At 67.2% G+C, this 24,012-nt stretch carries 22 protein-coding genes; 11 read left to right on the forward strand and 11 right to left on the reverse strand.

The genetic code is table 11. The features are described from left to right. Positions 1-197: 197 nt before the first annotated feature. From ACFVVK_RS20050 to ACFVVK_RS20085, 8 genes are all read right to left on the reverse strand, one after another. Entirely contained in the window at positions 198-341 is a 144-nt protein-coding gene (locus tag ACFVVK_RS20050) for a hypothetical protein (protein ID WP_390271128.1), read from the reverse strand. A 128-nt stretch (positions 342-469) separates the two neighbouring features. After that, positions 470-841 carry a hypothetical protein gene (locus ACFVVK_RS20055; protein WP_390271130.1) on the reverse strand — a complete coding sequence of 124 codons (372 nt, stop codon included), beginning with the start codon at positions 839-841 and terminating at the stop codon, positions 470-472. A gap of 240 nt (positions 842-1,081) precedes the next feature. Beyond that, a complete protein-coding gene (locus ACFVVK_RS20060; RefSeq protein ID WP_390271133.1) occupies positions 1,082-2,527 on the reverse strand; it encodes a S8 family serine peptidase in 1,446 nt (481 codons plus the stop codon). A gap of 127 nt (positions 2,528-2,654) precedes the next feature. Further along, entirely contained in the window at positions 2,655-4,034 is a 1,380-nt protein-coding gene (locus tag ACFVVK_RS20065; RefSeq protein WP_390271136.1) for an ammonium transporter, read from the reverse strand. A 216-nt stretch (positions 4,035-4,250) separates the two neighbouring features. Beyond that, positions 4,251-6,431 carry a transglycosylase domain-containing protein gene (locus tag ACFVVK_RS20070; RefSeq protein ID WP_390271139.1) on the reverse strand — a complete coding sequence of 727 codons (2,181 nt, stop codon included), beginning with the start codon at positions 6,429-6,431 and terminating at the stop codon, positions 4,251-4,253. A gap of 135 nt (positions 6,432-6,566) precedes the next feature. Beyond that, a complete protein-coding gene (locus tag ACFVVK_RS20075) occupies positions 6,567-7,538 on the reverse strand; it encodes a CapA family protein (protein WP_390271142.1) in 972 nt (323 codons plus the stop codon). A 71-nt stretch (positions 7,539-7,609) separates the two neighbouring features. Continuing rightward, on the reverse strand, positions 7,610-7,861 hold the full coding sequence (locus ACFVVK_RS20080; protein WP_390271145.1) for a DUF2630 family protein: 252 nt from the start codon (positions 7,859-7,861) through the stop codon (positions 7,610-7,612). Between the two features lie 128 nt (positions 7,862-7,989). Further along, positions 7,990-9,867 (reverse strand): Na+/H+ antiporter, encoded by a 1,878-nt coding sequence (locus ACFVVK_RS20085; RefSeq protein ID WP_390271148.1) that lies wholly within the window; start codon positions 9,865-9,867, stop codon positions 7,990-7,992. A gap of 215 nt (positions 9,868-10,082) precedes the next feature. Here ACFVVK_RS20085 and ACFVVK_RS20090 point away from each other — a divergent pair, with 215 nt between their 5' ends. Continuing rightward, positions 10,083-10,649, forward strand: coding sequence for a type 1 glutamine amidotransferase domain-containing protein (locus tag ACFVVK_RS20090; protein ID WP_390271151.1), 567 nt, complete (start codon positions 10,083-10,085; stop codon positions 10,647-10,649). Positions 10,650-10,828: 179 nt separating this feature from the next. Continuing rightward, the gene (locus ACFVVK_RS20095) at positions 10,829-11,242 is read left to right on the forward strand and encodes a VOC family protein (protein ID WP_390271154.1); all 414 of its coding nucleotides are present in this window, start codon (positions 10,829-10,831) and stop codon (positions 11,240-11,242) included. A 58-nt stretch (positions 11,243-11,300) separates the two neighbouring features. Here ACFVVK_RS20095 and ACFVVK_RS20100 read toward each other — a convergent pair whose 3' ends face one another. Continuing rightward, positions 11,301-12,050 carry a GAF and ANTAR domain-containing protein gene (locus tag ACFVVK_RS20100; protein ID WP_390271157.1) on the reverse strand — a complete coding sequence of 250 codons (750 nt, stop codon included), beginning with the start codon at positions 12,048-12,050 and terminating at the stop codon, positions 11,301-11,303. A 371-nt stretch (positions 12,051-12,421) separates the two neighbouring features. Here ACFVVK_RS20100 and ACFVVK_RS20105 point away from each other — a divergent pair, with 371 nt between their 5' ends. Next, positions 12,422-13,816, forward strand: coding sequence for a phosphoribosyltransferase family protein (locus ACFVVK_RS20105; protein ID WP_390271160.1), 1,395 nt, complete (start codon positions 12,422-12,424; stop codon positions 13,814-13,816). A gap of 30 nt (positions 13,817-13,846) precedes the next feature. Here ACFVVK_RS20105 and ACFVVK_RS20110 read toward each other — a convergent pair whose 3' ends face one another. Beyond that, the gene (locus ACFVVK_RS20110) at positions 13,847-14,560 is read right to left on the reverse strand and encodes an SRPBCC family protein (RefSeq protein WP_390271162.1); all 714 of its coding nucleotides are present in this window, start codon (positions 14,558-14,560) and stop codon (positions 13,847-13,849) included. A 238-nt stretch (positions 14,561-14,798) separates the two neighbouring features. Here ACFVVK_RS20110 and ACFVVK_RS20115 point away from each other — a divergent pair, with 238 nt between their 5' ends. Together ACFVVK_RS20115 and ACFVVK_RS20120 are read left to right on the forward strand one after the other, a co-directional pair. Continuing rightward, positions 14,799-15,671, forward strand: coding sequence for an NAD-dependent epimerase/dehydratase family protein (locus ACFVVK_RS20115; RefSeq protein WP_390271165.1), 873 nt, complete (start codon positions 14,799-14,801; stop codon positions 15,669-15,671). A 23-nt stretch (positions 15,672-15,694) separates the two neighbouring features. After that, positions 15,695-16,726: an aldo/keto reductase gene (locus ACFVVK_RS20120; protein WP_390271168.1), complete on the forward strand. Its 1,032-nt coding sequence runs from the start codon at positions 15,695-15,697 to the stop codon at positions 16,724-16,726. A 48-nt stretch (positions 16,727-16,774) separates the two neighbouring features. Here the strand turns inward: ACFVVK_RS20120 and ACFVVK_RS20125 are convergent, their stop codons facing one another. Continuing rightward, positions 16,775-17,536, reverse strand: coding sequence for a FadR/GntR family transcriptional regulator (locus ACFVVK_RS20125; RefSeq protein WP_390271171.1), 762 nt, complete (start codon positions 17,534-17,536; stop codon positions 16,775-16,777). Positions 17,537-17,674: 138 nt separating this feature from the next. On the opposite strand from ACFVVK_RS20125, the gene ACFVVK_RS20130 reads away from it, so the two are divergent. The 6 genes from ACFVVK_RS20130 (at position 17,675) to ACFVVK_RS20155 (ending at position 23,843) form a co-directional block, all read left to right on the forward strand. After that, positions 17,675-18,964 (forward strand): ABC transporter substrate-binding protein, encoded by a 1,290-nt coding sequence (locus ACFVVK_RS20130; protein ID WP_390271174.1) that lies wholly within the window; start codon positions 17,675-17,677, stop codon positions 18,962-18,964. A gap of 111 nt (positions 18,965-19,075) precedes the next feature. After that, a complete protein-coding gene (locus tag ACFVVK_RS20135; RefSeq protein WP_390271177.1) occupies positions 19,076-20,029 on the forward strand; it encodes a carbohydrate ABC transporter permease in 954 nt (317 codons plus the stop codon). After that, a complete protein-coding gene (locus ACFVVK_RS20140; RefSeq protein WP_390271180.1) occupies positions 20,026-20,934 on the forward strand; it encodes a carbohydrate ABC transporter permease in 909 nt (302 codons plus the stop codon). The genes ACFVVK_RS20135 and ACFVVK_RS20140 overlap by 4 nt, the downstream gene beginning before the upstream one ends. Before the next feature lie 7 nt (positions 20,935-20,941). Beyond that, positions 20,942-22,090, forward strand: coding sequence for a galactonate dehydratase (dgoD, locus tag ACFVVK_RS20145; RefSeq protein ID WP_390271183.1), 1,149 nt, complete (start codon positions 20,942-20,944; stop codon positions 22,088-22,090). A gap of 53 nt (positions 22,091-22,143) precedes the next feature. Beyond that, the gene (locus ACFVVK_RS20150) at positions 22,144-22,815 is read left to right on the forward strand and encodes a bifunctional 4-hydroxy-2-oxoglutarate aldolase/2-dehydro-3-deoxy-phosphogluconate aldolase (RefSeq protein WP_390271186.1); all 672 of its coding nucleotides are present in this window, start codon (positions 22,144-22,146) and stop codon (positions 22,813-22,815) included. Positions 22,816-22,877: 62 nt separating this feature from the next. Further along, positions 22,878-23,843, forward strand: a complete 966-nt coding sequence (locus tag ACFVVK_RS20155) for a sugar kinase (RefSeq protein WP_390271189.1) — start codon at positions 22,878-22,880, stop codon at positions 23,841-23,843. Positions 23,844-24,012: the final 169 nt, after the last annotated feature.

Consider the following 24,012-nt stretch of genomic DNA (forward strand, 5'->3'; position numbering starts at 1 on the left):
CTTCGGCGCGTCCGCGGACTACAAACGCCTCTTCCAGGAATTCGGCATCACCGCCGAAGCCGTCACCGCCGCCGCGAAGGACTCCCTCGCCAGCGCCGCCGACTAGTCGCGGGAGGGCCGCCGACCGCTGAGTTCGCCGGAAACCAGCCCGCCCGCCGGAACTTCCGGCGGCCGGGCAGGTTTCCGGCGAATTCGCGCTATGTGCCGGGTTCTTCGTCGGTGTCCGGACCTTCTGCCGGCTCTTGGGAATGGGCCCGGTCGACGAAAGGTAGGTCCGTGGCGTCGCCTTCCGCGGGCGTCTCGCTGTGCGTGCGCTCCGTCGCCTGTGAGTCCTTGGTCATGTCCGCTCCTCTGCCAAAAGTAGTGCTGAAAAGTCGTGATGAAGCATCCTGACGTGAAATCGTGCTGGATCGAGTGCTGAACAGCCCGCTCCCGACTGCCACCCGCCCGCATTTTTCCAGCGCCTTTTTTATCTAGCGCCCGTTCCTTCGCGGCTGTCAAGATCTTTCCGGCGCGCCCGGTTCAGTACGGCGACCGGCCCCCCGGTCCGGCCGGAATCCCGCTTGGGCTCCTTGTGCGGGCGCAAGGCGTAGTCGCGGGCCCGTTTGCTGGAGAGCGCCAGAATCAGCAGGATGTCCGGGGCCAAACCGGGAAGATTGGACCGCAGGCTGATGTCCGGACCGCCGTTCACGACATCGAACTCCTGCAGGCAGATGGCCGCCGTGCTGAGCGACATGGCCACCGTCCGGGCCCAGTTCCGTCCGAGGAAGACGAACCAGGCCAGCAGGACTTCGACCAAGGCAAAGACCAGAACCGTTACGGTGGCGACGGCGAGGCCCATTTCGGCTTGGGCGTCCCCAGCAGGGCCACATTGACCGGATCGCCTAACAACCCGTCACTGGTGCGCCCGCGGCCGATGAAGTAATTCGGAACATACAGCCGGATCAGTATTCGGTGCAGCCGGGGGAGTACTAGATAGGCGAGTAGTCCCCAGAAGATGAACCAGAGCTGCGCCCAGCCGGCGCCGCCCGGAACCTTCCGGTTGTGAGGCCGGCGGAGAGCCGGCCTCTCAACCGGACGGTCAGAAACTCACTGTCTCCGTCAGGTAGCCGTAGTACCGCGACGCGATGGGATGGATGGGATCACCGGTGAAGCCGTAGTCGTTGTGCCGCTCCGAGTACCCGGACGTCAGGTGCAGGTACTCCTCCATGACGGCCTTCGCCGAACCCGTGCAGGCGTCCTGGCTGATGCACAGGGCCACGGATCCCGCCACGGCCGGGCTGGCGAAGCTGGTGCCATGGTTCACGCCGTAGCCGCCAGGCACGGTGGAAACCATGCACACTCCGGGGCCGGACACGGTGTGGGCTCTGTCGTCATGTGTGGTGGCGAAGTTGGAGAAGAACGCCGGCTGGTCATCCTTTTGGCCGTACTTCGAAAAGTCCTGAGTACCGCAGTCAGGGGCGGCCAGTCCGCCGGCCTTTCCGTCAAAGTCGCCCATCGCAGTGGCGGTTAGCACTTGGTCGTAGGTGGCAGGGACGGTGTTGGCGAAGTCCTCGCCGGCGTTGCCGGCCGCAACAGCGTAGGTGACGCCGGCCCGGACCGAGCGGCAGATGGCGTAGTGCATCGGGTCCGTGCCCTTGCCGCAGTTCGGGGTATCGGTGCCGCCGCCGGCGATGCTGATGTTGGCCACGGCGATGTCATTGGTCTCGTCGTCGTCCTTGTGCGTCGAGGTGACCCAGTCGATTGCGCAGATCAGGCTCTGCTCGGAGATGAGGCCGGCGTCGTCAACCACGCGGACGGACCACAGCGGCGTGCCAGGGGCGGTCCCCACGACCCCGAAGCCGTTGTCCCGGGCACCGATCACACCGGCCACAAAGGTCCCGTGCCCCAGAACGTCCACCGGTTTCACGGTCACGGGCGTGCCGGACTTGCAGTCAACACCGCCCTTGACGTTCAGGTCCGGATGGGTGGCATCGATGCCGCTGTCGATCACTGCGACGTTCACATTGATCCGGTCCGGCCCGTTATCGATGGCCCTGCGGACGTTCGAGCTCGTTCCGGCGATCCGTGCCCGCCACAACGGCGTCTGCTGGCTGGCCGCGGCCCCAAGCTCCCGCGGTTGCTGGAACGTTCGGCCCGCGGTGACGAAGTCGACGTTGGGGTCGGCCTGAAGGCGATGCGCCTGGGCTGACGTCAGGGTGGCCGAGTAGCCGTTCACGGCATTGCGGTAGACCTTCGAGGCCGTGAATCCGTAGGCACTTTGCTGCGCTGCCGCCGCGGCTGCGGGATCCGCGACCCCGTCCTTGAGCACCACAATGTAGTTTTGTGCCGCGACGGCCGCGGTGGAGGGAGCAGCGGTGACCAAGCCGCCGCCGATGACCAGGGCAAAGGCCCCAAGTGCAGCCAGGGCGGGCCGGAGCCGGAGGCTATCCGGTCTGGGAACGCCGCTGCGGCGGTGTCTACGCAGGACCGGCGCAACCGATGTTAGCTGCGATTTTGACGCCTTGCGGCTGGCTTGGCTGAACATCGTGGCCTCCCATTAAGCGAGTTCGCTAATTCGAGTGCCCCCCGCCCAACATCTTAGGCCCCGGCCGCGTAACACACGAGGCCTTTGGAAAAACTTGTCGCCGCTGCATTGGGCCGCAGCGGCTGCCTCAGACGAGGCTGTCTTGCCTCGCGGGTTCCCGTGCGGATACAGGTGAGGCTTCCGGCTTGTCGTCGCCTGCACGCGAAGCAGCATGGCCAGCCATCGCCTGGTGCACGGCGGTCGCCGCGACATGGTGGCCGAACGGATTGAACCGGCTGACACCGAGTTCGGCAAAGGCGTAGGCGGTCTCGGCGTGCTGGGTCAGGTCGACTCCCGCCAGTTCGTCTTCATGGCTGACGCGGAACCCGAGCGTCTTGTGGATGGTGAGTCCGATCACCGCTGTGCCGAGACCGGACACTGCCACCGTGATGAGCACCGCCACGATCTGCGCGATCAGCTGGTGGAGCCCGCCGCCATAGAACAGGCCGCCGCCGGCGCCGTCCACCGGGAGGGCGATGAAGCCAAGCGCTAGGGTGCCGATCAGGCCCGCGCCGAGGTGGACGCCGACGACGTCGAGGGAGTCGTCGAAGCCGAACTTGACCTTCAGGTCCACGAACACGGCGCAGGCGGCGCCGGCTACCAAGCCCAGGCCCAGGGCGGCGAGCGGGCTGATGTTGGCGCACGACGGCGTGATCGCCACGAGGCCGGCGACGGCGCCGGACGCGGCACCCAAGGAGGTGGGGTGGCCGTGGCGGACCTTCTCCATGACCAGCCAGCTGATGATGGCCGCGGCAGGTGCCGCCATGGTGTTCACCCAGATCAGGCCGGCCTGCTCCACCGTGGCGGCGGCGCCGGCGTTGAAGCCGAACCAACCGAACCAGAGGATGCCTGCGCCGAGCATGATTAAGGGGATGTTGTGCGGGCGGTGGCCGGGGTCCTTGCCGAAGCCGTGTCGGTTGCCCAGGATCAGGACCAGCACGAGTGCCGCGGTTCCGGACGCGATCTCAACCACGGTGCCTCCCGCGAAGTCGATGACCTGGCCGAAGACGGAGCTGACGGCACCGCCGGCGCTCATGAGGCCGCCTCCCCAGACCATGAAGGCCAGCGGGCAGTAGACGAGGGTGATCCAGGCCGGGACGAAGACGGCCCAGGACGTGAATTTTGCCCGGTCCGCAATGGCGCCGCTGATCAGGGCCACGGTGAGGATGGCAAAAGTGGCGCTGTAGCCGGCCTTGATGAGGTCCGGCGAGCCGATCAGGTTGCTGAGTCCGAAGTTGGCGAACGGGTTCCCAAACACGCCCAGCACGCCTTGGCCGGTGCTCATCGAGTAGCCCCAGAGGACCCACACGACGCCGACGAGGCCGATGGAGACGAAGCTCATCATCATCATGTTCAGCGAGGCCTTGGCCCGGGTCATGCCGCCGTAAAAGAGGCCTAAGGCCGGGGTCATCAGCAGAACGAGCGCCGCCGACACTATCATCCAGACGCTTCCAGCAGTGAGTTCCACCGGCGTCCCTTCTCGTCAGTTTCCGTACCGGGACACGTCGCCGCCGGCCCCCCGATCCGGATTTAATCCTCGCGGAGCCATGTTTCCGGCAATGGGGAGAAAAGTTGCGGGCGCGTTACAGGAATGTCAGCGGTGTGAAGATCGCGTGACCGGCATGTTTCCAAAATGTAAACGAAATCTCTTGCGGACGCGGGCCGCCTATTTCCGGGACGCGCGTCAGCGGCCGGGTCCCGGGCGCCTGCCTGACCCCTTGGTCATGTTCTTCGGCGGCGGGGTGAAGCGAGCGGCCGGATAGTGCCCCGCCACTGCCATCATGTATTTCGCCCACTGCGGTCCGGCCAGCATGTAGCCATCAACGGCCTTATAGAACTTGCCGTTGATGGTGACGTTCTGGCCGGACCGCTTCTGGCCTTCGAGCGTGTCGCCGAAGTAGGACGCGGTCGCGATTCCGGTGGTGTAGCCGACCACCCAGGTGGAGCCGTTGGTGTTGGAGGTCCCTGTCTTGGCAGCAACGGGGAACCGGCTCTGGACCTTGGGATTGATGTAAACGCCCGAACCGTGTTTCAGCACGTCCTGCAGCACAGCGTTCACCCCCCGGGCGACCTCGGGCTTGATGGCGCTGCGGCAGTCCCTGGCCTGTGCCGGAAGCTTCTTCCCGGTCGCATCCGTAACGCCCACGATGGCGATGGGCGTGCAGTAGGTGCCGTCGTTGGCGAAGGTGGCGAAGGCGTTGGCCAGAACCAGCGGCGCAACCCCGATAGCACCGAGCAGATTGCCGAGCTGGTGCATGTTCACCCGAGCATTGTCCAACCCGCTGTGAAGTCCCACGGAATCCACCACGTTTTGGATGCCGCAAAAGTCCAGCTGGGCGGCTTCGGCGAAGGTTGCCGTGTTGATGGAGTTGTACAGCCCGTAGTTGACGGGCATGCGGCGGTAATAGCCGGCGTCGTTGTTCTGGAGGTCGTCCGCAGCGCCCAGCCCGGCGATCCTCTGCTGCGTGCTGTAGGCGCCCAGCACTTTGCCGCAGCTGGACCGCCACCGGAACCCCAGCGGATACGTCCGCCGGGACGCGTCCACCTCCGCGTTCAAGGGTTTGCCCTCATTGAGCCACTCGGTGAACGTGAACGGCTTCATCGTCGATCCCGGCTGGAATCCGCCGGCGCCGTTCAGGTCGTTGCCGCCGGCGTCCTTGGCATCGACGTTGAAGTTCAACTGGGTGTTGAATTTCCCCCGCTGGGGAACGAACACCGTATTTTGTGCCATGGCCAGGATCCTGCCGGTGCCCGGCTGGATGGAGACCAGGGACGCGCCCCACTTGTCCGGGTTGGCTCCGGCGGTAGCATTCACTTGGTCCTGCGCGACAACCTGCAGCCGGCTGTCGAGGGTGGTGGTGATGGTCAGGCCGCCGCGGTACAGCTTCCTCTCCCGGGTGGCGGCGTCCGCGCCGTAAGCGGGGTTGTTGAGGATCAGATGGGAAATGTAGTCGCAGAAGTAGGGGGCCATGTCCGCGGCCGCGCAGCCCTGCTTTCCCGGGCTGATGGCCAGGTCCAGGCGGGCGGCTGCCGCGGCGTCGTGCTGTGCGGGGGTGATTTTGCCTTCTTTGAGCATGCTGTCCAGCACCTGATTACGCCGCGCCACTGCGTTCGCCGGCTGCCGGACGGGATCGTAGATGCTGGGACCGTTGACCAGCCCGGCGAGCAGCGCGGCCTGCGGCAGCGTCAGCTTCTTGGCGGAGGTGCTGAAGAAGTGCCGGGCAGCGGCTTCGATGCCATAGGCGTCCCGGTTGAAGAACACGAGATTGAGATAGCCTTCGAGGATCTGGTCCTTGGTGTAGCGCTTCTCCAGTTCGATGGCGAGTTTCATCTCCCGCAGCTTGTCGCCCAGGTTCTTCTCAACCGTGAAGGGCACCAGGTCGCCATCCTGCGACGTCTTCTCCTCGTTGAGCACATTGGCAACGTACTGCTGGGTCAGCGTCGAGGCACCCTGCCGGCCGTCGCTCTGGGTCAGGTTGTGCGTCAGTGCCCGCATGATCCCGCGGAGATCCACGCCGGCGTGCTCGTAGAAGCGGTTGTCCTCGATTGAAACAATGGCGTCCTTGATGAACGGGGACATCTGATCGAGCCGCACCTTGGCCCGGTTCTCGGTGTAAAACGAGGCGATTTGCTGGCCATCCGAGGTCATTACCCTCGTGGACAGCGACGGCGTTTCAACTGAAAAGTCGGACGGAAGGTTGTTGAAGAAGGTGATCGACCTGCTGACGGAAACGCCAGCTGCAGCAACCCCGGGAACCACAAGCGCAGCGGCCAGCAGGCCGCACAGTGCGCTCAACACAACGAACCCGATCAAGCTGCCCATGTTTGCGGCCAATCGGGATACCAAGCGCTGCTTCGCTGCCATTGTCGCCCAGCTATCAAATCTCAGGATTTTGTGCCCAGAATACGCCGCCGAGGTACCGTCAGCTAGAGGCGCCGGAGGACTCATTTTTACTACGGGGTCGCTGCCGCGTCACTCTGGAGTCAGAGCGGAGCGGGGTCAGTGGAGGGGGATTTCCAGGCAACGGCCGGACGCGTTCCAGTCACTTGGCGTGCCCAGCTGCCTGCTCAGCTGCCCCATCCGGGCGGCAATTTCGAACGCCGGCCGTTGGGCCAGGCGGGCCTGAAAGTCGGCGATGACGGTGGGATACAGCCGCAGCGTGCGCGGCTCGCTGCCTTCGGCGTCGAGCATGAAAAGGAACGACCGGTCATTGCGTTCGACGGGGTCCACCGCATAGTCATCAACGAAGTCCCCGGCACTGTAGATGACTGGACGGTGCCGGTGGACCCCCACTCCGCGGAAGATGTGCGGGGAGTGGCCGAACACGACGTCGGCTCCGGCCTCGATGAGGTCCCTCGCGAGGTCCTGGTGCCGGGCCGGGGCCTCGGAGCCCCAGTTGCCTCCCCAGTGGGCCGACACGACGAGGAACTGGACCCGTGCCTTGGTCCGCCGGACGAGGTCCAGGAGTGCCGCCCTGCGCTGGCCGTCGCCGTGCACGGGAACGTAGTAGATCCCTGGGGCCGTGTCGGCCGCCTCCCAGTCGGGCTGGTTGTCGGTGAACGCAATGAAACCGACGACGGCGGCGCCCACCCGCCGCACCACTGGCCGACGCGCCGCGTTCAGGTTGAGTCCGGCCCCGGCGTGCAGGATGCCGTGGCCGTCAAGCGCCGGGAGCATTTCCCGGAACGCCGCTGTGCCGTAATCCAGGACGTGGTTATTGGCGAGGGAGACGACGTCGATCCCGGCGGCGAGAAGGCTGGCCACGTTCTTCAGGTCCGAGCGGAAATGGAAGATCTTGCCGGGCTCCGGCTCCCCGCCCGAGGCCAGGACGCACTCGAGGTTGGCGAAGCGCACATCCGCCTGCCGGAGGAGCTCCAGGGTGTCACCCCAGGGATAGGCCGGGTGGGCCGTGGCCAGGTGGCTGTTCACCAGCCGGCCCAGCATGACGTCGCCCAGCATCGCGATCTTCACGGGCGTCCTGCCCCTCAGGTCCTTCCCCCTCGAGTCCTCCGCTCAGGTTGTGGCCCAAGCCAGGGCGAAGGCTAGCTTTGGTAGCCCTCGACCTCCCCGACCGGCCGTACTTCCGCCTCGTCGGGGTTCTCGCCGTAGTCCTTTTTGGCGCGCCGCTGGCGAAGCAGGTCCCAGCACTGATCAAGTTGCTCCTCGAGCTGCTGCAGCCGGAGAACGTCCGGTCCTCCGGCTCCGGCGCCGCCTGGCCGGGTTGAGCCTTCGCGGAGGCCGTGTTCTTCCTCCACCAGTGCCTTGATGCGCTCCAGAATGTCTTGGTTGTCCACAGTGTCCTCTTCTCGTCCGATGGCGGCGTGGGTCCAGGTCCCTCACGGTACCAAGCCCCTCCTGGGTCCGTTTCCAGCCTACGGAGGGGAAAGCTCCCTGAACAGTAGCGCGCCGCGGCACGGAGCCTTCAGCCCAGGAGCTCGTCCCTGTAGCACCAGCGCCAGTCCTCGTCCGGCTCGACGCTGCGCATCACCGGGTGGCCGCTGGCCTGGAAGTGCCGGAAGGCATGGGTTCCCGGCGAGGAATCGCAGCAGGCCACGTTCCCGCACTCCAGGCACATCCGCAGGTGCACCGTCGTCGTCCCCTCCCGCTCGCACGCCAGGCAGGAGGGATCCGGCGGGACGGCCGGATCCGGTGCGGACTCCAGATGGGGGCAAACCCCGCCGGGCCGGGCGATCCCCTCGCGGCCGCCGCCAACGCCCTCAGCGTCCGCTTCCTCCAGCGAGGCGTCCAGCATTGACTCCTCGACGTCCAGCCGGTCCAGGACCTCGACCAGTACTTCGTGCGCGTATTGGCCCCCCCGCCGCAGCTCGAGGACTTTGGCGCGCTCGGCGTCTAGCATGGCCAGCCGGAGCTGGGCGTAGCGCTGGCTGGGGGTGGCGGCCTCCGCGGTCGGACGGCCCAGCCGCTCCCATGCGGCCAGTCCGCGCTCCTGCGTGCGCCGCTTCAGCATCGCCACGACTTCCGGCGGGTCGGCGTCCGTGCGCAGTTCCTGGAGCCGGGCCACACCCGCCGCAGTGGCCATTTGCATGAGCGAAGCCTGGTTGAGCGCGTCCTCGCGCGGATCCGGCCCCCTGAGGGCTAGCCGCCGGACCAGGGCCGGGAGCGTCAAGCCCTGCAGGGTCAGGGTGCCGCCCACCACCACCAGAGCCATCAGAATGAGGACCGGCCGGTGCTCCAGATCTGCCGGCAGAACCAGGGCCGCGGCAAGCGTCACCACGCCGCGCATGCCCGCCCAGGAGACGATGGCGGCATACTGCCAGGGCGGCGCTGGATCCTTGCGCTGGATCGCAGGAATGAGCCGGGGCAGGTATGTGGCGGGAACAACCCAGATTGGGCGCAGGACCAGCACAGCCAGGAGCACCACAACGCAGCCGAGCCAGATCCGCTCGGGACCCAACGAGTCGTCCTGGACGCCGTCGATGATCGTCCGGACCTGCAGCCCGATCAGGAGGAAGACGGAATTTTCCAGCAGGAACTGGACTGTGTGCCAGTTGCTGCGCTGGCTCAGGCGCGCCGCGCCGTTCGGCATCGACGGCGCCTTGGTGCCCATGATGAGGCCGGTGACCACCACCGCCAGGACACCGGAGGCGTGGATTGCTTCCGCGGGGAGGTAGGCCACGAGCGGCGCTATCAGCGAGGTGGAAGTATTGATGGCCACGTTGCGGATCCGTTTGCGCAGGGCCGTGAGCACGAACGCCGCGGCAATGCCCACCACCAGGCCTCCGCCGGCCGCTAGGAGGAAACCGCCCGCGATCGCCGCGGCGGACACCGTCCCGGCGATGGCGGCGATGGCCGCGCGCAGGCAGACCAGCGCCGTGGCGTCGTTGACAAGGGATTCGCCCTCGAGGATGGTGACAATCCTGCGCGGCATGCCCACTTTTCGTGCAATGGCGGTTGCCGCGACGGCGTCCGGCGGCGCGACGACGGCGCCTAAGGCCATCGCGGCCGGCAACGGGATCTCGGGAAAAAGCCAGAAGACCACAAATCCGATGCAGACGGTGCCGAAAATGACGTAGCCCACCGAAAGCAGCCCTATGGCGCGCCGATTAGAACCGAAATCGAACAGCGAAGTCTGCAGGGCTGCCGCGTAGAGCAGCGGCGGCAGCAGGCCCACGAGCACGACTTCCGGGTTCAGCTCGATCGTAGGCACGAACGGGAGGAAGGAACCCACGACGCCGACCAGCACCAGTAGCAGGGGAACGGAGGCATTGATCTTGTGGCCCAGTGCGCTGACGGCACACACCACCGCGACGAGCGCCAGCAGCCCCAAAGCGACTTCCATGCCCCTATTCTCCCAGCAAGGGGCCGGCTATGCGGCCAGTCATGTGCCGGCCCGGGCCGTCACCCGCGGCCGTACCCCACGACGCAACTATCATCAGCTTGCTTATTATTTTGCGGATTCCTAGAGTGGTACTTGTTAGGCATTCCAGTCTGCGCGCCGCACCCGCGAGGCGCTGAACGTTGCGCGGGTGCGCGCCTTCGACGCAAGGAGGACACATGGCAGAGCAAACAATTGCAGGCAAGAAGGTCGCATTCCTGTTGACTGACGGCGTGGAGCAAGTTGAACTGACAAGCCCGTGGAACGCCGTGAAGGAAGCGGGCGGCGAACCTATCCTCGTTTCGCCGGCGACGGGCAAGGTGCAGGGCTACAACGGCACTGAAAAAGGCGAGACGTTCGCCGTCGACCTCCCCGTGGCGCAGGCTGACGCCGGCGACTTCCATGCTTTGGTCATCCCGGGCGGCGTTGTCAACGCCGACCACCTACGGGTGGATAAGGACGCCCAGGCGTTCACCCGGGCGTTCTTCGAGCAGCACAAGCCGGTCGCCTCGATCTGTCACGGCCCGTGGCTGCTTATCGACACTGACGTGGTCGGCGGCAGGAACCTAACCTCGTACCACACCCTCCGGACGGACCTCAAGAACGCCGGTGCAAACTGGACCGATGAGGAAGTCGTCGTGGACCAGGGCCTGGTGACGAGCCGTAACCCGGACGACCTTCCGGCCTTCAATGCCAAAGTCATTGAGGAAATTGCCGAGGGCGAGCACGCAGGCCAGACGCCCTAAGGGACTGTAGCCCCCCGCCACGGCGGCGGCCGACGGCGGTGCACACCGCCGCTGGCCGCCGCCGTCCCGTTTTCGGCCGGCAGCCTACCCCTCCAGTCTGTTTTGGGGCAGGATATGCGGTGTCAACGTGCACCGCCGTCGCTGCCGTTCCGGCCGACGCCAGCAGCAAGGAGTCCCGCATGACTACGCTCAATCCCTACCTCGGCTTCCGCGACAATGCCAAGGACGCCATGACGTTCTACCACTCGGTGTTCGGCGGGGAGCTGAACATGAGCACTTTCGCGGAGTACCACGCCAGTGAAGACCCGGCAGAGCAGGACAAGATCATGCATGCCCAGCTCAGGACCGACGGCGGCATGGTGCTCATGGGTGCGGACACGCCCAACAGCATGGACTTCACCCCCGGCAACAACTTCTCCGTATCCCTGAGCGGGTCCGACGAAGCTGAGCTCCGCGGCTACTTCGACAAGCTGGCCGACGGCGGCACCGTCGCCATGCCGCTGGAGAGGGCGCCCTGGGGCGACATCTTCGGCATGTGCAAGGACAAGTTCGGCGTGGACTGGCTGGTGAATGTCGGCGCCGAGGTCGCGTAGGGCGGGCCGGCCGGGCCCGCCCGGCGGCGCGGGGCCGGCCCGACGTTAGGTGCCGACGTTAGGCGTCGAAGTGGGTCCGGGCGGGTCCCTGGCCGAGTGATTCGACGATCCCTGCCGCGACGACGTGGAGCTTGATGTTCCGTGCACTGGACGCGGACTTCAGGAGCTCGAACGCCTCGTCCTGGCTGCAGCGGTTCTGCGCCATGATGATGCCAACGGCGACATCGATCCCGGTGCGCGTTTCCAGGGTGGCCTTGAGATGGGCGGTCGTCTCGCTGCTCTCGGCGAAATGGACCGCCAGCCGCAGGGCCATGGACGTCTGGCTGACGAAGTCCCGCGCCAGCTCTGTGGCGCGGTCATCGAACCGGCCCGGCCGGTGCGAATACAGGTTCAGCGCGGCGCGCGTGTCGCTTTCCCGTGTGTCATTTCCCAGCAGGAACGGCAGCGCCAGAATGGACCGGAATCCGTGCCCGCGGACCGCTGCGGCGTACTGCGGCCAGCGCCCGTCGCTTGCAAGGTCTTCGACGTAGACCGGCTCCTGCTCCCGTGAAGCCGTCATGCAGGGGCCGTCGCCGTAGGCGTACTGGAGTTCGTCCATGGCCTGGGCCGCGGGGCTGCTGCTGGCGACGGTGGCTGCCTTCCTCTGCCGCAGGAGCGTGATGCCGCACAGGATCTCGTCGTCAGGCTCGGACAGGCTTCGCGCCGAGACACGGGCGAGCTCGCCGAGGAACTCCTCGACGTCAGAGCTGCTGAGCACCCTTTCCTGCAGGTGCTGGTTTATCGAATATGCCGGTGACTCGTTGCCCACTGATCCGTTGTGCCGTTTCGCTCAGGTCAAGACGACCCGGCGGCGGCTCCCATCCGCGGCAATTGGCGGTACGGCAGCGGCCGGCCGGATCGAAGAACAATCCAACGGCTTGCTGCAAAACCGTACCGGGAGAGTATATACAACATCCGCTCCCGGGGCTTCCCGCCGGGGTGCCGCCACCGGCCGGCCCGGTGCCGCCGCGGCATAATCAGGCCCAAAGTCCCTCACCGGGCGCAGGCGCCGGGCGGATAGTAGAAGGGAGCGGCCCACCTGGTCCTTTCGGGCTCGCGGAGCCTGTAGGAACGCACGAGTCTCACGTGCGCGGGACTGATGGTCCGAGGGCCGACTTTTCGACTTGAAAGCCATAACCCATGAGCATTTTTAAAGACAGGGTCGACGCCGGAAGGCAGCTCGGCAGGCGCCTCGCGGAACTGCGGGGGCAGGACGTGGTGGTCCTGGGCCTCCCGCGCGGCGGCGTCCCCGTGGCCTTTGAGGTCGCCGCAGCACTGGACGCTCCCTTGGACGTGATCGTGGTGCGCAAGCTCGGGCTTCCGTACCAGCCCGAGCTCGCCATGGGGGCGATCGGTGAAGGCGGCGTCAAAGTCTTGGACGAGCAGGTGCTGGCCCATTCGCGGGTCAGCGGTGAAGAGTTGCTGGCCGTGGCAGAGTACGAGCGTGCCGTGCTGGAAAACCGGATGGTCCTGTTCCGGAAGGGCCGCACCCGGCTCGATCTGACGGGACGCGTTGCCGTGATCGTTGACGACGGGATCGCCACCGGCTCCACGGCCCGAGTGGCCTGCCGCATCGCCCGCAAACAGGGGGCGGCACGGGTGGTCCTGGCTGTTCCGGTTGCCCCGGCCGAGACCCTTGCCGACCTGAGCGAACCCGATGAAGTGGTCTGCCTCGCGACGCCGCGCCAGTTCACCGCCGTCGGCTACCACTACCGGGACTTCTCGCCGACTGACGACGACGAAGTGGTGCGCCTGCTCGATCTCGCAGCCAAACGCGTGCAGACAGTTTTGCCACCGTTCCCGACGTCGTCCGCGACCCGCGCGGTAAACGCCGCTGACGTCGACGAGGAAGTGGACATCCCGTCCCGCGGCGTGCGGCTCCAGGCCCAACTCCACCTGCCGGTGCCGGCCCGGGCCGTGGTGCTGTTCGCCCACGGCAGCGGCAGCAGCCGCCACAGCCCCCGGAACCGTTACGTGGCCGGGGTCCTGCAGCAGGCGGGTCTCGGTACGCTGCTGCTGGACCTGCTGACTCCCGCGGAGGAACGAAACCGCGCCAACGTTTTTGACATCGAGCTCCTGGCACGCAGGCTTTCCTCGGCCACGGACTGGCTGGGAACCCGGGCGGAACTGGCGTCCTCCACCGTGGGTTACTTCGGTGCCAGCACGGGCGCCGGGGCAGCGCTGTGGGCGGCGTCAGAGCCGTCGGCACGGACCGCCGCTGTGGTGTCGCGCGGCGGCCGCCCCGATCTCGCCGGTCCGCGGTTGTCCGCGGTCACTGCGCCCACGCTACTGATTGTCGGAAGCCTGGACCGGGAGGTCCTGGAGCTCAACCGCAGGGCGAAAACCATGATGCGCTGCCCCAACCAGCTCGCCGTCGTCCAGGGGGCGACGCATTTGTTTGAGGAACCCGGCACCTTGGCGGCGGCGGCCATCCTTGCGAGGGACTGGTTTGTCGATTACCTTCTGGCGCCGGAGCGGCCTGAACTGCCGGAACAGCCGGAGCCGTCGGAGCAGCCGGAACGGCCAAGGCAGTAAGAGCCTGCCGGCCCTCCGGGCGGCGGACGCCTAGCTCCGGCGCCCTTGCGGCCGCCCTTGGTGTTGGGCCCGGGACCGGAGCCCTAAGAGCATGCGCCGCTCCATCAGGAACTGGACCGGTTCCAGCAGCGCCCGGAAGGCCGGTCCGGCGGCCACCGGCGAATAGTCATACCGGGTCCGGGACACGAGCCTGGTGGCGCGGGGGCCCGCCGGCCGCACCACAAACGTCCACCCGATGTCCAGCCGCGGCCCTGCCGGAGGCGACCCGGCCGGCGACATCCGTCCCGTGCGCAAATCGAGGGTGCCGCCCAGAGCCAGCACGGACCCGGACTCAAGAACCCGGACCTCCAGTCCGCCGTCGCGGGAGAGCGGGACGACGTCGCCGACCCTGAGATGCTGCAGCGCGGGAAGGATCCTGGCAGTGCTGTGGGTGCCGAGACCCACAGCGTTCTCGAGCCAGTCGTAGGAGTACATGCCGCCACGTCCGGCGCCCAGCTGGACAAGCCACGGCCACACGTCTGACACCGGAGCCTTAATCGTGACGGCGCGGGTGCTTTGCATGCGCGGGGCGGGTACGATCTCGTCCCCGGGAAGCGGGCCAGCGACCTCCTGGGTGGTGGCTCCCCAGCGCAGCAGCCGCGGCCGGACAGCCAGGACGTAAGCGGCACCGGCCGCCGCCGCAGCCAGCGCCGCAACAGCCCGCGTGGCCGGACGCGCTGCCGGCACCGCCCCCGCGTGGGTCATCCTGTCGGTCATCCTGTCGTCACGGGGGAGCGCTGGTCACCGTCCATGAACCCCAGCCTGCCCGCTGCCCCCGGGACTGCGTAGGGTCGAAGGTCATGCGGGCGGCGCGGCGGCGGCCACGGGCTGGGCACCCCGCCCGGCTCGCCTTAGGGTGGTGGAACGGCCGCTGCCGGGGCCGGACTGTCCGCCCGACCCGGCGCCCGAAGTGACCAACACCCTGCCACCCGAGGAGTTCCTGATGAAAGTTGCTGTTACCGGAGGAAGCGGAAAGCTGGGGCGCAACGTCGTCCGGCGGTTGCGGGAGGACGGCCACGCGGTGACCAACCTAGACCGGGCGGGCGCACGCGGCCCCGGGTTCGCGGAGGTGGACCTGCGTAACTACGGCCAGGTGCTGGATGTCTTTCTGGGCCTCGAGGACCGCCACGCCGGCTTTGACGCGGTGGTCCACCTGGCCGCCATTCCTGCCCCGGGGCTTGCTCCCGATGCCGCCACGTTCGAGAACAACATGCAGGCCACCTACAACGTGTTCCAGGCCGCCCGCCGGGCCGGGATCAAGAAGATTGTCTATGCCTCCAGCGAGACCGTGCTGGGGCTGCCGTTCGACGTCGATCCCCCCTACATCCCCGTCGATGAGGAATACCCGGCGCGGCCGGAGAGCACCTACTCCCTGGTCAAACACCTTGAGGAGCAGATGGCCATCCAGCTGACCCGATGGGACCCGGAACTCAGCATCACTGGCCTGCGGTTCTCTAACGTGATGGACCCGGAGGACTATGAGGAGTTTCCCTCCTTCGACCATGACCCGAGGCTGCGCAAATGGAACCTGTGGGCCTACATTGACGGGCGCGACGGCGCCCAGGCCGTGGCCCGCGCCCTGGAGGACGGCCGGCCCGGATTCGAGGCGTTCGTCATCGCCAACGCGGACACCGTGATGAGCCGTTCCAGCGCAGACCTGGCGGCCGAGGTCTTCCCTGGTGTCAAAGTGGTCAAGGAGCTGGGCGAGCATGAGACTATGCTCTCGATTGACAAGGCCAAACGGCTCCTCGGCTACGCGCCCGAGCACAGTTGGCGGAACTACCACTCGAACCGGACAACCCCGACCGAAGACTGAAGCAACCACCACTGAGGAGTTCCATGCAATACCGCACCCTGGGCAGCAGCGGCGCCGTCGTCTCCAACTATGCGCTGGGCACCATGACGTTTGGCGCCGAGGCCACCGAGGAGCAGTCCCGCGCCATTCTGGATGACTACTTCGCGGCAGGCGGCAACTTCATTGACACCGCCGACGTCTACAGCACCGGGGTGTCGGAGGAGATCATCGGCCGGTGGCTTGCCGACCGGGCGGACCTCCGTGACCGGGCCATCGTGGCCACCAAGGGCCGTTTTCCGATGGGCCAGGCCCCCAACGACGTCGGGACCTCCCGGCGCCACCTGGCCCGGGCGCTGGATGAATCGCTGCGCCGGCTGGGCGTGGACCAGATCGACCTCTACCAGTTGCACGCGTGGGACCCGGTCACTCCCCTGGAGGAGACCCTGCGATTCCTGCACGACGCCGTGGCCAGCGGCAAGATTGCCTACTACGGCTTCTCCAACTTCCTCGGCTGGCAGCTGACCAAGGCGGTCCATGTGGCCAAGGCCCACGGCTGGAGTGCGCCGGTGACGCTGCAGCCGCAGTACAGCCTGCTGGTCCGCGAGATCGAGTCCGAGATTGTGCCCGCCTCGCTCGACGCCGGCATCGGCTTGCTGCCATGGTCGCCGCTGGGCGGCGGCTGGCTGTCCGGCAAGTACAAGCGCGACCAGGCGCCCGCCGGGGCCACCCGGCTGGGCGAAAATCCCAAACGGGGGATGGAGGCGTGGGAGGCCCGGAACGCCGACCCGCGCACCTGGGACGTGATCGATGAGGTGGAGGCAACTGCGGGGCGGCACGGCGTGAGCCCGTCCCAGGTGGCGCTGGCCTGGCTGGCGGACCGGCCGGCGGTCACCTCGGTGATCCTCGGGGCCCGGAGCGTCGAACAGCTCGCGGACAACCTCGCGGCGGCGGACCTCCGGCTCACCGCGGAGGAGGCCGGCCGGCTGACCGAGGTCAGCCAGCCGCGCGTCGGTGTCTATCCTTACGGGCCGATGGCCCAGGAGCAGCGCAGCCGCAAGCTTGAGGGCGGCCGCTAAGCCAGGCAACGCCGGTGACTTCTAGCCCCCGAGGGCCCTCATCAGGCGCTAGGTGACCCCGCGTTCGGTGCCGGGCGCCTGCCCGTCAGCATGGTTGCTGGACCAGATGTCGCCCATTTCCTCCGTGGACTGCTCCACGATCCTGCTCATGGCGGCATGCGCCGCATCCCCCTCACCGCGCTGGATCGCGCTGGCCACATCCACGTGCAGCTGCAGGGCCTCGTGGTGCGGCAAGTGCGGCATCAGACCGTGCTCGGTACGCCCGGTCAGCACCTCCGTGACCAGGCTGTTCAGCTGGGAGAACATCCCGTTCCCGGAGGCCCGAAGCACCGCGGCATGGAACTCGATGTCCAGTCTGAGGAACTCGGCCCGGTCGCCGCGCTGGCCCGCCGCCCACATCCGCGCGGCCTGCGAGACCAGATCGCTGCCGGCGTCCCACGACGCGCGCTCGGCGGCCAGGCGGGCGGCCTGCGGCTCGATCGCGCCGCGCAGTTCATTCAGCGTCCGCAACTGCTCTAGCCGTCGGGAGGATGCCAGCCGCCAGCGGATGACCTGAGGGTCGTAGGCGTTCCACGATTCTTCCGGCTGCACCACGGTGCCCAGCCGGCGCCGCGATTCCAGCATGCCCTTGGAGGAAAGCACCCGTGTGGCTTCCCGCACCACGGACCGGGAAACATGGTGCCGGTCCTCCAGCTCATCCAGGCGCAAGATCGAGTGCGGCGCCAAGGTCCCCTCGGCAATGGCAAGTCCCAGGTTCTGGACCAGCAAAGAATGCAGGTCAGATGAGGACTCCGCCTTTGGGGTTTTCATGAATAAATCATACTCGTGGGTGCAAGGGCTTGTTTAAGTATGTTTTATTTCTCTAAGATCGCTACCAAAGCAGATGTAAAGATGCATTTGCAGTCGGCTGGCGGTATCCGCCAGCCCTGAAAATCAAAGGAAGTCGTAATGAAGCGACGTTCAATTGCGAAGTATGCGGCAGTTGCCGCAGCCCTGTCGCTGGGGCTTACCGCCTGCGGTGCCGGCGGCAGCGATGCCAAGGCGGGCGGAACCGTTCGCGTCACCCTCGCCAACCACGTGTGGACCGAGGGAATCAAGGCGGCAATCCCGGAATTCGAGAAGGCCAGCGGCCTCAAGGTCGAGCTCACCCAGCTCGGCGAGGACCAGCTCTCGGACCAGTACAACGTCAAGCTCAACGCCGGCAGCGACGAGATCGACGTCATGATGTACCGTCCGCTCCAGGAGGGGAAGGCCTTCGCCAAGAACGGCTACCTCGCCGACCTGACGTCCAAGGTTTCCCAGGACGCGAACTGGGACTGGAAGGACTACCAGGAAGGCCCCGTCAAGGCCACCACTGCTGACGGCAAAGTTGTCGGCGTCCCGATCATCACCGAGCGCGAAGTCCTCTACTACCGCAAGGACCTGCTGAAGGCCGCCGGCGTCCAGGTCCCCAAGACCATGGACGAGCTCGAGGCCGCCGCCAAGAAGATTGCCGCCTCCAACCCGGATACCGCCGGCTTCGTGGCCCGCACCGGCAAGTCGGCTGCCGTTACCCAGTTCTCCAGCTTCCTGTACAGCTTCGGCGGCGACTTCACCGATGCCAGCGGCAAATCCGCGGTCAACAGCGACGCCGCTAAAAAGGCTTACGCGTTTTACGGTGGCCTGATCAAGAACTACGGCCCCAAGAACGTCAGCACCGACATGAGCTGGCCCGAGGCGATGGCCATCTTCACCCAGGGCAAGGCCGCGTTCTACACCGAGGCCGACTCGCTCTACAAGAACGCCACCGACCCGGCCAAGTCCAAGGTCGCTGACACCGTCGGCTTCGCCGAGCTGCCGGCCGGACCGGCGGGGTCCAAGCCGTACAACATCCCGTCGTGGGGTCTGGCCGTCAACCAGGCCTCCAGCAACCAGGACAACGCCTGGAAGTTCATCCAGTGGGCCACCAGCAAGGAACGCACGCTGGAAGCGCAGAAAGCCGGCGTCCCCGGTCCGCGCGCCTCGGTCTGGGCCGACCCGGCCGGAACCTCCACCTACCCGAAGGACCTGGCGGCGGCCATCGCGGCCAGTGCCAAGGCCGGCGTGGGCCACGACCGTCCTCAGGTCATCACGGTGGGCAAGGCCCGCGAAATCGTGGGCGGCCCGATCGTGGCCACCATCACCGGCGCCGACGCTTCGGCCGCTGCCGATACGGCGCAGGACGCCTTCCAGAAGTTCCTGGACACCGAAAAGAAGTAGTGCGCCGGCGCGCTACGCGCCAGCTGCACTACACAGCCCGGCGGGACGGCAATCCGTTGCCGTCCCGCCGCGGCCTGCTCTTCACTTCACCCCCAACTCTTTAGGTGAACCATGTCTGTTTTGACCCCTCCCCGCAGCGCTCCATCCCGGCGGGCCGGCCGCACTCCCGGCGCCCCCGAGAAATTTTCCGGCTGGGCCAACCGGCACCGCAAATGGCTCTTCGCGGCCCCCGCAATGGTCTTTGTCGGCGTCCTGATCGTCTTCCCCCTGGCCTGGACCCTGTACCTGAGCCTCACCGATTCCCAGGGGTCCGTCCGGGCCGCGTCCGAGTTCGTCGGGCTGCAGAACTACCTCACCGTCCTTTCCGACGTCGAGCGCTTCTGGCCTGCCGTCGGGCGCACCCTGTCCTTCACCGGCGTCGCCCTGGCCTGTGAAGTGATTCTCGGCATGGGCATCGCCCTGCTCCTGTGGCGCCCGTTCCGCGGCGAAAAGTGGGTCCGCGTGGCCATCCTGCTGCCGCTGGTTGCCACCCCGGTGGCCGTCGGCATGATGTGGCGGCTCATCTTCGACCCCAACATCGGCTTCGTCAACCAGCTCCTTGGCATGGTCGGCATCCCGCCGCAGCCGTGGCTCTCCGGCCAGGACACGGCGCTGGGCACCACGATCTTCATGGACGTCTGGCAGTGGACCCCCATGGTGGTGCTGATCCTGCTCGCCGGCCTGACCTCCCTGTCCGAGGAACCCGACGAGGCAGCCCGGATGGACGGCGCCAACGCCTTCCAGCGCTTCTTCTTCATCACGCTTCCGCTCATGATGCCGACCGTGATCGTGGCCATCCTGCTCCGGGGCATCGACGCCCTGAAGACCTTCGACATCCTCTACGCCACGAAGGGCAAGGGCGGCGGCTCCTTCCACGAGGTGGAGACGCTCAATGTCTACGCCTACGGCCTGAGCTTTGACTACAACCAGTACGGGCTGTCTTCCGCGGTGCTGATCCTGTTCTTCATGATCATCATCGGCACCATGTGGCTGCTGACCATGCGCAAGAAAGCGGTAAGCAAATGACCGTACTGTCTGAAAACACGGAAAACGCAGAAAACACCGAATCCCGCACCGCCGCCGCCGTGCCGCAGCAGGCCAGGCGCCGGCGGAAACCCCTCGGGACCCGCGCCTACAAGGTGTTCCGCGTCGCCGCCCTGGTGGCCGTGGTGCTGTTCCTGATCGCCCCGCTGTTCTGGATGCTGCTCGCCTCCCTCAAGACCAACGTGGACATCTACGACACCGGCAAGTCGTTCCTCTTCACCCCCACGTTCGAGAACTACGCCAACGTGCTCCAGCGGAACAACTACTTCGTCTTCATCTTCAACAGCTTCTGGGTGGCCTTCGTCTCCACGGCCCTGTCGCTGGTCCTCGGGGTGCCGGCCGCGTACGCCATGAGCCGCTTCACGATGCACCGCTCGGCCCTCGTGGTCCTGATGGCCCGCGTCATCCCGGGTGTCTCCCTGCTGGTGCCCTGGTACTACGTCTTCTCGAACCTGAAGATGGTCGGCGGCTTCGAGGTGCTGATCCTCAGCCACATGTTTGTCGCCCTGCCGCTGATCGTCTACATCATGATGAGCTACTTCGATTCCCTGCCCCTGGAGCTGGAGGAATCGGCCCAGGTGGACGGCCTCACCCCGATCGGCGCCTTCCGTCGCATCACCCTGCCGCTCTCTGTCGCCGGCATGGCCACCGCCGGCATCCTGTCCTTCATCTTCTCGTGGAACAACTTCATGTTCGCCCTGGTGCTCTCCGGCTCCAAGACCAAGACCCTGCCCGTCGCGATCTTCGACTTCGTCTCCTACGCCAGCATCGACTGGGGCGGACTCATGGCGGCCGCCACGGTGGTCACCATCCCGATCATGATCATTGCGCTCTTCACGCAGAAGTACATCGTCTCCGGCATGACGGCCGGCGCGACCAAAGGCTAGGCAGTACATGACACTCATCAGCAAAATTGAAACCTTCCTCGTCGCGCCGCGCTGGCTTTTCGTCCGGATCGAGACGGACAGCGGGATCGTCGGCTGGGGCGAGGCCAGTTGCGAGGGACGCAGCGAAACGGTCCGCACCGCCGTCGACCAGCTCTCCGAGCTGCTCATCGGCAACGACGCCCTGCGGATCGAGGACCACTGGCAGGTCATGACCAAGGGCTCGTTCTACCGCGGTGGCCCCATCCTGGCCAGCGCCGTCTCCGGGCTGGACCAGGCCCTCTGGGATATCGCCGGCAAACACTTCAACACCCCGGTCCACCAGCTCCTGGGCGGCCATGTCCGGGACCGCATCCGGATGTACGGCTGGGTGGGCGGGGACGAGCCCAACGAGGTGGCCGACCAGATCAGCGCGCAGCTCGAGGTCGGGCTCACGGCCGTCAAGATGAACGCCAGCGGCCGGATGAGCCCCATCGCCTCAGTGGCGGAGCTCGACGGCGTCGTCCGCCGGGTCGCTGCCGCACGGGAGGTCCTCGGGGACCACCGCGACGTCGCCGTCGACTTCCACGGCCGCTTCAGCCTCGCCAACGCCCGCCGCGTCGCCCCGCTGCTGGAACCGTACCGGCCGTTCTTCCTCGAGGAACCCGTGGTGCCGGAAAACACGCACCTGCTGCGCGACTTCACCTCGTCCACCACGACGCCGGTCTCCACCGGCGAGCGGCTCTACAGCCGGCAGGAATTCCTGCCCGCGCTGCAGGCCGGCATCGCCGTGGCCCAGCCGGACCTCTCCCATGCCGGCGGCATCACCGAGGTCCGCAAAATCGCCTCCCTGGCCGAAATCTACGAGGTCCAACTGGCTCCGCACTGCCCGCTGGGCCCGCTGGCCCTGGCCGCCTGCCTGCAGGTGGGCTTCGCGACGCCCAACTTCCTGATCCAGGAGCAAAGCATCGGGATCCACTACAACCAGGGTGCCGAAGTCCTGGACTACGTGGTGGACAAGTCCCCGCTGAAGTTCGTGGACGGGCACATCGAAAGGCTCACCGGACCAGGCCTCGGCATTGAGATCGATGAGGCCGCGGTCCGCGCCGCTGACAAGCGCGGGCATGCCTGGCGGGGTCCCGTCTGGCGGCACCCCGACGGTGCCTTCGCCGAGTGGTGAGCACCAGCAGCGTGAACCCGAACCTGTTCGCCCCGACGAAGGAGAACCCCCACATGGCCAACACCCTGACCCCCGAACTCCTGCTGGCCGGGATCCGTGAGACCCGGCTGGTGGCGATCGTGCGAGGCACAGACGGCGCCGCCGCCGCGAAGGCCGCGCTTGCGGCGATGGCGGAGGGCTTCCGCTTCGTCGAAATCGCGCTGACCACCCCGGATGCACTCGAGGCGATCCGTGCGGTCCGCGCAGCAGCCCCCGCGGGCTGCTTCGTGGGCGCGGGGACGGTCCTGACGGTGCAGGACGTAGACGACGTCGCCGACGCCGGCGGCCAATTCATCGTGACACCCGCGCTGGCGGAGTCGATCGCCGCATCGGCGCGCCGGGGCATCCCCGTGCTCGCCGGGGCATTCACGCCCAGCGAGGCCCACGACGCCATGAACCGCGGCGCCACCGCCGTCAAGCTGTTCCCCGCCTCGGCCGGCGGGCCGGGCTACCTCAAGGCGCTGCGTGATCCCTTCCCCGGAATCCCGTTCATCGCCGTCGGCGGCGTCGGGCTCGGCGAGGCCGCGGGCTACTGGGAAGCCGGCGCCATCGCCGTCGGGCTCGGCGGGCCGCTGTTCGGCGATGCCGGCTCCGGCGGCGACCTCGCCCCGATGCGGGAACGGGCCCGCGATTTCGTGGCCCTGGCCGCCGAATTCGGCCGCCAGCGCGCGGAGACCTCGCGGTGACGGCCGCCACGGGCCCCGTTCCGGCCCCCCGGGCGGTTGACGTTCTGACCGTGGGAGAGTCCATGGTCTCTTTGCGGTCAGCAGGTCCACTGTCGGCCGGAGGCGCTTTGGGCATGCACGTGGCCGGGGCCGAATCGAACGTGGCCGTGGGGGTCGCCCGGCTCGGGCACAGCGTCACCTGGGCCGGGGTGCTCGGCGCCGATCCGCATGGCGAGTTCATCCTGCGGCAGCTGCGCGCCGAGGGAATCGGGGTGTGCCACAGGATTGACACCGCCCGGGCCACCGGAGTGATGTTCCTCGAGCAACGCACGGCCGACGTCGCCCGGGCCTTCTACTACCGCGCCGGCTCCGCCGGGTCCACCCTCAGCCGGGAGGACCTGGACCGCGCCTTGACGGCCGGCGCCCGGATCCTGCACCTGACCGGAATCACTGCCGCCCTCAGCCCCGACGCCCAGAAAGCCGTGGAGTACGCGGCAGAGCGGGCCGCCGCAGAAGGAATGGAAGTCTCCCTGGACGTCAACTACCGCGGCAAGCTCTGGTCCCGGGAGCAAGCACGTGCCGTGCTGATGCCGCTGGTCCGGCACGCCAGCATCGTAATTGCCTCGGACGACGAGCTCGACCTCGTGGCAGGCGAGCCCGCCCCTGCCGCCGGCGCCGGGGGCGCTGGCACCACTGCGCCTGGCCTCGCCGGCCGTGAGGAGGCCATGGCGGCGGAGCTCCTTGGCCGCGGGGTCCGTGAAGTCGTGGTCAAGCGCGGCGCCGCCGGCGCCACCGCCCACACCGCGGGCGGACGCTGGGATGAACCCGCCGTGACGGTGACCAGCATCGATACCGTCGGCGCCGGGGACGCCTTCACCGCCGGCTACCTTTCGGCCCTGCTCGACGGCGAAGACGTCGCCGGCCGCCTGCAGCGCGGCGCCCTGGCGGGAGCCTTCGCCGTCAGCACCGCGGGGGACTGGGAGGGCCTGCCCGTTCGTGCGGAGCTGGCACTCCTCGGCACCACGCCGAGCGGAACCACCCAGCGCTGAGAGGCGACCGCTGCCCCGGCCGCACGCCCTCCAGGCCTCCCCGACCACCGTGTCCCATCCCACCGTGGAATAGACCCCGAAACCTAAGAGAAGGACCTGTTGTGAAAATCATTGCCGCTGAAGTCTTCGTGACCAGCCCCTCGCGGAACTTCGTGACCCTGCGGATCAC

Source organism: Arthrobacter sp. NPDC058192 (assembly GCF_042883665.1).
In the GTDB taxonomy this organism is placed as follows: Bacteria; Actinomycetota; Actinomycetes; order Actinomycetales; family Micrococcaceae; genus Arthrobacter.

Bases quoted from the DNA above. Each gene is read 5' to 3' on its own strand.
- ACFVVK_RS20050 (WP_390271128.1), bottom strand. From the start codon at position 341: ATGACCAAGGACTCACAGGCGACGGAGCGCACGCACAGCGAGACGCCC.
- ACFVVK_RS20055 (WP_390271130.1), bottom strand. From the start codon at position 841: ATGGGCCTCGCCGTCGCCACCGTAACGGTTCTGGTCTTTGCCTTGGTC.
- ACFVVK_RS20060 (WP_390271133.1), bottom strand. From the start codon at position 2,527: ATGTTCAGCCAAGCCAGCCGCAAGGCGTCAAAATCGCAGCTAACATCG.
- ACFVVK_RS20070 (WP_390271139.1), bottom strand. From the start codon at position 6,431: ATGGCAGCGAAGCAGCGCTTGGTATCCCGATTGGCCGCAAACATGGGC.
- ACFVVK_RS20085 (WP_390271148.1), bottom strand. From the start codon at position 9,867: ATGGAAGTCGCTTTGGGGCTGCTGGCGCTCGTCGCGGTGGTGTGTGCC.
- ACFVVK_RS20090 (WP_390271151.1), top strand. From the start codon at position 10,083: ATGGCAGAGCAAACAATTGCAGGCAAGAAGGTCGCATTCCTGTTGACT.
- ACFVVK_RS20095 (WP_390271154.1), top strand. From the start codon at position 10,829: ATGACTACGCTCAATCCCTACCTCGGCTTCCGCGACAATGCCAAGGAC.
- ACFVVK_RS20105 (WP_390271160.1), top strand. From the start codon at position 12,422: ATGAGCATTTTTAAAGACAGGGTCGACGCCGGAAGGCAGCTCGGCAGG.
- ACFVVK_RS20110 (WP_390271162.1), bottom strand. From the start codon at position 14,560: ATGACCCACGCGGGGGCGGTGCCGGCAGCGCGTCCGGCCACGCGGGCT.
- ACFVVK_RS20115 (WP_390271165.1), top strand. From the start codon at position 14,799: ATGAAAGTTGCTGTTACCGGAGGAAGCGGAAAGCTGGGGCGCAACGTC.
- ACFVVK_RS20120 (WP_390271168.1), top strand. From the start codon at position 15,695: ATGCAATACCGCACCCTGGGCAGCAGCGGCGCCGTCGTCTCCAACTAT.
- ACFVVK_RS20125 (WP_390271171.1), bottom strand. From the start codon at position 17,536: ATGAAAACCCCAAAGGCGGAGTCCTCATCTGACCTGCATTCTTTGCTG.
- ACFVVK_RS20130 (WP_390271174.1), top strand. From the start codon at position 17,675: ATGAAGCGACGTTCAATTGCGAAGTATGCGGCAGTTGCCGCAGCCCTG.
- ACFVVK_RS20135 (WP_390271177.1), top strand. From the start codon at position 19,076: ATGTCTGTTTTGACCCCTCCCCGCAGCGCTCCATCCCGGCGGGCCGGC.
- ACFVVK_RS20140 (WP_390271180.1), top strand. From the start codon at position 20,026: ATGACCGTACTGTCTGAAAACACGGAAAACGCAGAAAACACCGAATCC.
- dgoD (WP_390271183.1), top strand. From the start codon at position 20,942: ATGACACTCATCAGCAAAATTGAAACCTTCCTCGTCGCGCCGCGCTGG.
- ACFVVK_RS20150 (WP_390271186.1), top strand. From the start codon at position 22,144: ATGGCCAACACCCTGACCCCCGAACTCCTGCTGGCCGGGATCCGTGAG.
- ACFVVK_RS20155 (WP_390271189.1), top strand. From the start codon at position 22,878: ATGGTCTCTTTGCGGTCAGCAGGTCCACTGTCGGCCGGAGGCGCTTTG.